The organism is Paenirhodobacter sp., from assembly GCF_050177655.1.
In the GTDB taxonomy this organism is placed as follows: Bacteria; Pseudomonadota; Alphaproteobacteria; order Rhodobacterales; family Rhodobacteraceae; genus Rhodobacter.
In genome coordinates this window covers 1-8,081 of record NZ_JBFXGV010000073.1, presented here as the reverse complement: position 1 = coordinate 8,081, position 8,081 = coordinate 1, and the positions used below count along the sequence as shown (strand labels likewise).

9 protein-coding genes and 1 pseudogene are annotated in these 8,081 nt (G+C 69.3%); 6 read left to right on the top strand and 4 right to left on the bottom strand.

The window, feature by feature from the left end; genetic code table 11:
* The coding region (locus tag AB7U46_RS17020; protein ID WP_428338179.1) for a PDZ domain-containing protein at positions 1–974 on the top strand (974 nt) is incomplete at its 5' end.
* Positions 975–1,056: 82 nt separating this feature from the next.
* Here the strand turns inward: AB7U46_RS17020 and AB7U46_RS17015 are convergent.
* Positions 1,057–1,605: a peptidoglycan-binding domain-containing protein gene (locus tag AB7U46_RS17015; protein ID WP_428338178.1), complete on the bottom strand. Its 549-nt coding sequence runs from the start codon at positions 1,603–1,605 to the stop codon at positions 1,057–1,059.
* A 163-nt stretch (positions 1,606–1,768) separates the two neighbouring features.
* On the opposite strand from AB7U46_RS17015, the gene AB7U46_RS17010 reads away from it, so the two are divergent.
* Complete coding sequence (locus AB7U46_RS17010; RefSeq protein WP_428338177.1) at positions 1,769–2,092, top strand: 2Fe-2S iron-sulfur cluster-binding protein; 324 nt, start codon at positions 1,769–1,771, stop codon at positions 2,090–2,092.
* Positions 2,093–2,109: 17 nt separating this feature from the next.
* Here the strand turns inward: AB7U46_RS17010 and AB7U46_RS17005 are convergent, their stop codons facing one another.
* Positions 2,110–2,547, bottom strand: a complete 438-nt coding sequence (locus AB7U46_RS17005) for a GFA family protein (protein ID WP_428338176.1) — start codon at positions 2,545–2,547, stop codon at positions 2,110–2,112.
* A gap of 207 nt (positions 2,548–2,754) precedes the next feature.
* Between AB7U46_RS17005 and purU the strand changes: the two genes are divergently transcribed.
* Entirely contained in the window at positions 2,755–3,639 is an 885-nt protein-coding gene (gene purU / locus AB7U46_RS17000; protein WP_428338175.1) for a formyltetrahydrofolate deformylase, read from the top strand.
* A gap of 327 nt (positions 3,640–3,966) precedes the next feature.
* Here the strand turns inward: purU and AB7U46_RS16995 are convergent, their stop codons facing one another.
* Positions 3,967–4,749 carry an AraC family transcriptional regulator gene (locus AB7U46_RS16995; RefSeq protein WP_428338174.1) on the bottom strand — a complete coding sequence of 261 codons (783 nt, stop codon included), beginning with the start codon at positions 4,747–4,749 and terminating at the stop codon, positions 3,967–3,969.
* Between the two features lie 123 nt (positions 4,750–4,872).
* Here AB7U46_RS16995 and AB7U46_RS16990 point away from each other — a divergent pair, with 123 nt between their 5' ends.
* Both AB7U46_RS16990 and AB7U46_RS16985 read left to right on the top strand, forming a co-directional pair.
* Complete coding sequence (locus AB7U46_RS16990) at positions 4,873–5,439, top strand: NADPH-dependent FMN reductase (RefSeq protein WP_428338173.1); 567 nt, start codon at positions 4,873–4,875, stop codon at positions 5,437–5,439.
* A gap of 85 nt (positions 5,440–5,524) precedes the next feature.
* Complete coding sequence (locus AB7U46_RS16985; protein WP_428338172.1) at positions 5,525–6,475, top strand: DMT family transporter; 951 nt, start codon at positions 5,525–5,527, stop codon at positions 6,473–6,475.
* On the opposite strand, the gene AB7U46_RS16980 is transcribed toward AB7U46_RS16985, so the two are convergent.
* Complete coding sequence (locus AB7U46_RS16980) at positions 6,405–7,061, bottom strand: thiamine diphosphokinase (RefSeq protein ID WP_428338171.1); 657 nt, start codon at positions 7,059–7,061, stop codon at positions 6,405–6,407. The two genes, AB7U46_RS16985 and AB7U46_RS16980, sit on opposite strands and share 71 nt — an antisense overlap.
* 168 nt (positions 7,062–7,229) lie before the next feature.
* Between AB7U46_RS16980 and AB7U46_RS16975 the strand changes: the two are divergent.
* Positions 7,230–8,081, top strand: a pseudogene (locus AB7U46_RS16975) (chemotaxis protein CheA); the annotation flags it as partial.

Below are 8,081 nucleotides of genomic sequence, written 5' to 3'. Positions count from 1 at the left end.
TGCCCTTCGTGCCCTTCGGCGACAGCGACGCGATGCGCGTCGGCGACTGGGTGATGGCGATGGGCAACCCGCTCGGCCAGGGCTTCTCGGTCTCGGCGGGCATCGTCTCGGCGCGCAACCGCGAGCATTCGGGCACCTATGACGACTTCCTGCAGACCGACGCGGCGATCAACCGCGGCAACTCGGGCGGGCCGCTCTTCAACATGGATGGCCAGGTGATCGGCGTGAACACCGCGATCCTCTCGCCCAACGGCGGTTCGATCGGCATCGGCTTTTCGATGGCCTCGAATGTCGTCTCGAAGGTGGTCGATCAGCTCAAGCAGTTCGGCGAGACGCGCCGCGGCTGGCTTGGCGTGAAGATCCAGGAGATCACCCCCGACATGGCCGATGCGATGGGCCTGCCGAAGGCCGAGGGCGCGCTGGTCTCCGAGGTGCCCGACGGCCCGGCGAAGACCGCCGGCATGCTCGCGGGCGACGTGATCGTCAACTTCGACGGCGGCGAGGTGAAGGACAGCCGCGATCTGGTGCGCCGCGTCGCCGACGCGCCGGTGGGCCAGGCGGTGCGCGTCACCGTGCTGCGCGGCGGCAAGCAGGAGACGCTGCTCGTCACGCTCGGCCGGCGCGAGCTCGCCGAGGGCGAGGCGGTGCCGGCGGCGGTGACGAAACCGGCGGATGCCGAAAGCACGGTGCTCGGCCTCACGGTGACGCCGCTCACCGACGAGCTGATCTCGGAACTCGGGCTGCAGCCGGGCCAGCAGGGGCTGGTGATCAAGGACATCGACGAGACCTCGGCCGCCTTCGACAAGGGGCTGCGCGCGGGCGATCTGATAACCGAGGCGGGCCAGCAGCCGGTGACGCAGCTTTCCGATCTCGAGGACCGGGTGAAGGAGGCGAAGGACGCCGGCCGCAAATCGGTGCTCCTGCTGATCCGCCGCGGCGGCGAGCCGCGCTTCGTCGCGCTGCCGGTGGAGTGAGGCCAGGCCTTGCACGGAATGTCAAAGGCGCCCTTCGGGGCGCCTTTTGCGTTTTGGAAACCGCCTCATGCGCGAGGCCCCCTCACCCCCAGGGGATCAGCCCCAGCTCCTGCGCGGCGCGCGTCGACAGCGTCGCGGAAAAAAGCCCGCGCGGGCGCTGGTAGGCGTTGATCGCGCGATGGGTCGCCTCGTCGAGCTCCCCCGTCACCGGCCCCGCATAAAGCCCCCGCGCCGCCAGCGCGCGTTGCAGCGTCGCGATGAGCTCCGGCGTCATCACCGCAGCGCAGGGCGCCGGGAACCACATCTTCTCCCGCCCCTGCACGATCTTCGCATGGGTCGAGGAGCGATAGGTCGCGGGCGCGGTCACCTCCCCCGTCGCCGGATCGCGGATCTCGGGGGAGACCAGCACCTGCTCGGTCACCGTTTCCACCACCGCGGGGTTGGTCTTTTCCGCAAAACAGCCGGTGTCGCCCGGCCCGGGCGGCGTGTCGCGCCATTCGCCGGCCAGCGTCAGCGCCTGTTTCGAGGGCGGCAGATCGGTGCCCGGGGCCGGCGCGCCGCCGCTATCGGGGCCACAGCCCGCGACAAGGCCCAGCAGCAAGGCGGAAAACGGAAGGAGACGGTGGATCATGCAGCTCTCGAGCGCCCGGAACGGCGCGATCTTAGCGGCTTTGGCGCGGGCGCGAAAGACCCGCCGCTGCGACGAAGCGGCCGGGTCCGGGGACTGGCATTCGCGCCGCGCTTGCCCTAAATCGGGGCAAGGGCCCGAGGGCCGGCGGCAAAAGGCGAGGACGATGGCGAAGATCACCTATATCGAATTCAACGGCACCGAACATGTCGTGGACGTGAAGACCGGCAAGACGGTGATGGAAGGCGCGCGCGACAATGGCGTGCCCGGCATCGACGCCGATTGCGGCGGCGCCTGCGCCTGCTCGACCTGCCACGTCTATCTCGACGAGGCCTGGATCGACCGCGTGCCGCCGAAGGATTCGATGGAAGCCGACATGCTCGATTTCGCCTGGAAACCCGATCCGGTGAAATCGCGCCTCACCTGCCAGATCAAGGTGACCGACGCGCTCGACGGGCTCGTCGTGCATATCCCCGAACGCCAGATCTGAGCGCGGCCACCGCGCGCTCACTTCCCCGACAGCCAGCCACGGTCTGCGGGCACCGTCTCGCAGATCTGCGCGTCGGGCGGGAAGATCACCCAGGGCTGCGCCGAGCGGGCAAAGACATGGTGGCTCGGCCGCAGCCAGGAGGTGTCGTCGAGCGTGCCCGGCTTCAGGCTGAGGTGCTCGGGCGCGCGGCTCGCGGCGTGATGGATCCGCGTGCCGCAATCGGGGCAGAAGGAATTGCTGAAGATCTGCCCGCTTTCCGCGGTGCGGGTGAAGCTTTTCAGCGTGCCGCGGGTCAGCCGGAACGCCTCTTTCGGGATCCGCGCCGCCATGCCGAAGGCGCTGCCCGATTGCGTCTGGCAGATCGTGCAATGGCAGGCATAGACGACGAGCGGCGCCGCCGCGATCTCGTAGCGGACCCTGCCGCATTCGCATCCGCCGCTGAGAGGAAACTGCATCCCGACCTCCGTTCCGATCCGCCCGAGCCTGGGCCAGCCGGCGCGTGATGTCCACCGCCCGCTCCACTATCGGAAACCCCCGCCTCGTTTGCGACACCGGCGCTGACGCTTTTCGCGCCTGCGCGGTCGCATCCCGGCTGGCCTCGGCCCACGGCTTCGCGAATATGGCCCCGAGACCCGCCCGGCGCGGGCGAGAAAGGGAACCGAATGACCGCCTATGTGCTGACCGTGCAATGCCCGACGACCCGTGGCATCGTCGCCGCGATCGCGAATTACCTCGCCGAGCGGGGCTGCAACCTCACCGACTCGCATCAATATGACGATGTGCTCACGCATCGCTTCTTCATGCGGGTGAGCTTCGCCTCCGAGACCGGCGCGACGCTCGAGGATCTGCGCGCGGGCTTCGCCCCGATCGCGGAAACCTTCGGCATGGACTGGGCGATCCACGGCGGCACCGAGAAGATGAAGGTGCTCCTGATGGTGTCGAACTTCGGCCATTGCCTGAACGACCTGCTCTATCGCTGGCGCATCGGCGCGCTGCCGATCGAGATCGTCGGCGTGGTCTCGAACCACATGACCTATCAGAAGGTGGTGGTGAACCACGACATCCCCTTCCACCACATCAAGGTGACGAAGGAGAACAAGCCGCAGGCCGAGGCGCATCTGATGTCGGTGGTCGAGGATTCGGGCGCCGAACTGGTGGTTCTGGCGCGTTACATGCAGATCCTCTCGGACAAGCTTTGTCAGAAGATGTCGGGCAAGATCATCAACATCCACCACTCGTTCCTGCCCTCGTTCAAGGGCGCGAACCCCTACAAGCAGGCCTATGAGCGCGGCGTGAAGCTGATCGGGGCGACCTCGCATTACGTCACCGCCGACCTCGACGAGGGCCCGATCATCGAGCAGGACACGGTGCGCGTGACCCATGCGCAAAGCCCTGAGGATTACGTCAGCCTCGGCCGCGACGTCGAGGCGCAGGTGCTCGCCCGCGCGATCCACGCCCATGTGCAGCACCGCGCCTTCCTCAACGGCAACAAGACGGTGGTCTTCCCGGCCTCGCCCGGCGGCTACACCTCCGAGCGGATGGGGTGAGCCGCGGTCGGAGCGCGCCAGCGCTCCGATGAAACGCTCCAGTGGAGCGTTTCAAGCGGCGAACGCCCGGAGCGCAAGCGCAGGGCCGGGTGCCTTTGGCGAACGCCCGAAGCGCAAGCGGAGGGCCGGGTGCCTTTGGCGAACGCCCGGGCTGCCAAGCGCAGCGCCGAGCCTCTTCACGCCTTCCCGCGAGGGGGGCGCTGCCCCCCGCTTCGCTCCCCCCGAGGTATTTTCGGCAAGATGAAAGCCGAGCGGGTGGTTTCATCTTGCTCGAAATACCTCGGGGGAGTCTCCGGCACGGAGACGGGGGCAGCGCCCCCTCCCCGCTCAGCCCGCGTGCCCCGGCGCCCGGGTCTCGCGCGCAAGCCAGCCCTGCGGCGGCGCGCCGGTCTCGCGGGTGAACATCGCGGTGAAGCCCGAGGGGCTCGCATAGCCGAGATCGTAGGCGATCTGCGTCACCGGGCGCCCCGCCGCCAGCCATTCCACCGCCCGCGCGATCTGCAACCGCGCCCGCCAGCGCGCGAAGCTGAGCCCGGTCTCGCGCGCAAACAGCCGTGCGAGCGTGCGCTCGGGCACCGCCGCCTGCGCCGCCCATTGCGGCAAGGTGCGCCGGTCGGCGGGATCCGCGAGCAGCGCCTCGGTCACCCGCCGCAGCCGCGCATCCTGACCAAGGCCAAGCCCGCGAGCGCCCCGCGGCGCCCGCGCGATCTCATCGGCGAGCACCTGCATCGCGCGCCGGTCCGCCTCCGACCAGGCCGACGCCGCGGACAGCTCGAGCGCGCGCGCGATCAGCGCCCGGATCAGATCGCTTGCCGGAAACAGCAGGCTTTCCTGCGGCAGGCCGGGGAAATCGGCGGGCTCGAAATAGGCGATGCTCACCACGCTGCGCTCGCCATAGGTGGCGGCATGGGGCAGCGCGCCGGGCAGGAAGGCGGCCTGACCGGGCGGCACCGTCAGCACCCGGTCGTCGCATTCGAGCCGCAGCGCCCCCTGCGCCAGCACGATCAGCTGCGCGCGGCGATGCGCATGCCGGCCGATACGGCTGCCCTGCGCATGCGCCCGGGCAGCGGCATAAACGGGGTTCGGCGCAAGATCGGCACGTTCGGGCATCGGGGCCTTCCGAATGGCGGTTTCTCCGGCCTGTTTGGCCGAATCGCGAAGGCGAATACTTTCGCTTTTGCGTTATAGCCATGTCGCGCCCGAAAGTCAGGGCGCGACACGAACGGAACGACCATGACCTCCCCCAAATTTCGCCTGCTCGGCCTCTCGGGCAGCCTGCGCCAGGCCTCCTATTCCACCGCGATCCTGAAGGCGATCGGCGCCGAGATCGCCGCTGCGGCCGATCTGACCTTCGCCGAGATCGGCACGCTGCCGCTTTACAATCAGGATCTCGACCTCGATCCGCGCCCCGCGCCCGTCGCCGCGCTGCGCGCGGCGATCGCCGCTGCCGAGGGGCTGATCGTGGTCTCCACCGAATACAATCACGGCGTGCCCGGCGTGCGGAAGAACGCGATCGACTGGGCCTCGCGCCCGGCCTTTGCCTCGCCGCTGAAGGGCAAGCCGGTGCTGATCGTGACCTGCTCGATGGCGACGACCGGCGGCGTGCGCGCGCAATACCAGCTGCGCGAGGCGTTTTCCTCGACCCTCTCGCGCCCAGTGGCGACGCCCGAAGTCGTCATCGGCTCGGTCGCACAGAAGATGACGGGCGAGGTTTTCACCGATCGCGCCGTGCTCGATTTCGCCGCCAAGGCCTGCGCCGCGCTCATGGCCGAGATCGCCCGCAGCCGGGCCACCGTCTGATCGGAGCCTGATCGCGGCCCGATCGCGGCACCGGCGCGTCGCTTTCGGGATGGACGGCCCTCGCGGCGCAGCGTAGCGCTGGCGCATGACCCAGCAAGACCGCATCTTCCCGGGCATCGCTCTGATGCTCGGCTTCTGCATCATCGCGCCGCTCATCGACGTCGCCTCGAAACTCGCCGCGCAGGCGGTGCCGGTGGGCACCGTCACGCTGGGCCGCTATGTCGTGCAAGGCGTGCTGATGGTGCCCGTGGTGCTGGCGATGCGGCAAAGCCTCTGGCCGCGGGGGCGCGCGCTGACGCTGACCTTCGCGCGCGCCTTCGTCTCGATCTTCGCGACCTATTCCTTCGTCGCCGCGGTGCAGGTGATGCCGATCGCCGACGCGCTTGCCATCGCCTTCGTCGAGCCCTTCGTGATCCTCCTGATCGGGCGCTTCGCGCTTGGCGAAGAGGTCGGGCCGCGCCGGCTCGGCGCCTCGGTGGTGGGGTTCATCGGCGCGCTCTTCGTGATCCAGCCCTCGTTCTCGGTCTTCGGGCCGGTCGCACTTTTCCCGCTCGGCACCGCGGTCTGCTTCGCGCTTTACATCCTGCTCACCCGGGCGCTCTCGCGCTACACCCACCCGGTCGAGATGCAGTTCCACACCGCGCTCCTCGCGGTGCTGATCTGCCTGCCGCTGCTTGGCCTCGGCGGCGCGCTGGGCTTTGGCCAGTGGCGTTTCGAGATGCCCTCGGGGATCTTCCTCACCTGGGTCGGCGGCGTCGGCCTCGCCGCGACCGTCAGCCACATGTCGATGACCTATGCGCTGCGCTTCGCCCCCTCGACGCTGCTCGCGCCGCTGCATTACTTCGAGATGCTCACCGCCACGCTTTTCGGCTATCTCGTCTTCGGCGATTTCCCCGATGCGCTGACCTGGATCGGCATCGCGATCATCGCGGCCTCCGGCCTCTACATCATCCACCGCGAGCGGATCACGGCACAAGCGCGCAAAGCACCGCCCGCAGATGGCGCTTCGGCACCAGCACCAGCATCGGGCCGCTGATCGCAAGGCGCACCGGCCCCGCCGCCACCTCGTTCGAGGTGCCGACCCGGCCCGCGGGGGTGAAGTCGAGCCCCTCGATCGGCCAGCGCAGCCCCTCCGATCGGCCCGCCGCCGCCCCCATCGGGAAAAGCGAGAGCCGCTCGCCCGCGGGCAGATCGAGCGTGATCTCGGGCGGGCAGAGGAAGATCGCCTCGTCCTCGGCGATCAGTACGATCGCCCGGCCCGGTCGCGCCGCCAGCTCGTTCAGCGCGGCGAGCGTATGGTCGAGCCGCAGCCCGGTGAAGCCGAGCCCGATCACGAAGCGCGCCGCGACCCGGTCGAGGCATTTCGCGAAATCGGTGCTGTCCTGCTCGGCGACATGATGCACCCGGGCACCGAGCGTCGCGCGCGCGGCATCGCTCAGGCTGTCGAGATCGCCGATCACCGCCCGCGGCTGCAGGCCAAGCGCCAGCGCACGATCGCCGCCGCCATCCGCGGCGACGAGGCAGGGGGCGATTGTCAACGCTTCATGGACATCGGCTGCCGCAAGGGCGCCCCCGCCGATCAGCACGACCCCGCCCTCGCAATGGACAATTTCCCCCGTCATGGCATGATTGATGCCGATTAAGGCGCGAAATCACAACGGGGTTCGATAAAATACCTCGCATTTGCCTTTTTTCGTTCACGGGAAAGCACCAGTTTCCCCGGAGATTGGCAGGAACCTGGTTTGGTAGAAGGCGAACGTCCCATGGTTGGTGCGAGCAAAATCCTTACCGTGTCCTACGGGACCTTCTCTTGCACGCTCGAAGGTTTCGACGAGCCGTTCAACACGATGAAGGCGATCGCGGAATATTTCCGCGACCTGGCCGCGGATGACCGTTACTTCGGGGCAGAGCCGCCGCAGCCCGATGCGGAGATGCTGCACAAGATCGCCGAGCGCGAGATCCAGCGCCGTGTCGATGCCAAGATCCAGAAGAACGGGGTGATCCTGCGCCCGCAGGAGCTGGCCGCCGAGGAGGCGCCCCCCGAGGCCGCCGACCCCGCGCCCGCCGCCGAACCGGTCACCGAAACCGCCGTCGAAGCCATCGCCGAGCCTGTGGCGGAAGCGCCGGCCGAGATCGCGGCCGAGACCGCCGCCCCCGCGCCCAGGACCGAGGTCGCGCCCCCTGCCCCCGTCTTCGCGGTGCCGCCGAGCGCGGATCCGGTGAGCGACTCGGTCGCGGCGAAGCTGCAGCGCATCCGCGCCGCCGTCGCCTCGGCGCGTGCCGCCGCCGAGGAGCGCGCCCATCCCGCCGCGCCGGAGGAGGCCGAGGAGGTCGAGCCCGCACCGTTCGCCACCGCGCTTCCCGAGGCGGCGCCGGCTGCGGAAGGGAAATTCAGCTTCGATCTCGACATTTCCGGCCCGCTGCAATCCGAGGAAGAGGAGGAGGCCGCTTCTGAGCCCGCCCCCTCCGAACCCGTGGCCCCCGAACCCGAGGCCCGTGCCGAGGCGGAGGATGAAGCCGAGGAGGCGAGCGCCGCCGCCGAGGATCGCGCCGAGGAGCCGGAAGCGCTGAGCGCCGACGCGATCGCGGCCGAGGACGAGGCGCTCGACCGTCTCGAAGCGCGCCGCCGCCGCCGCGCCGAG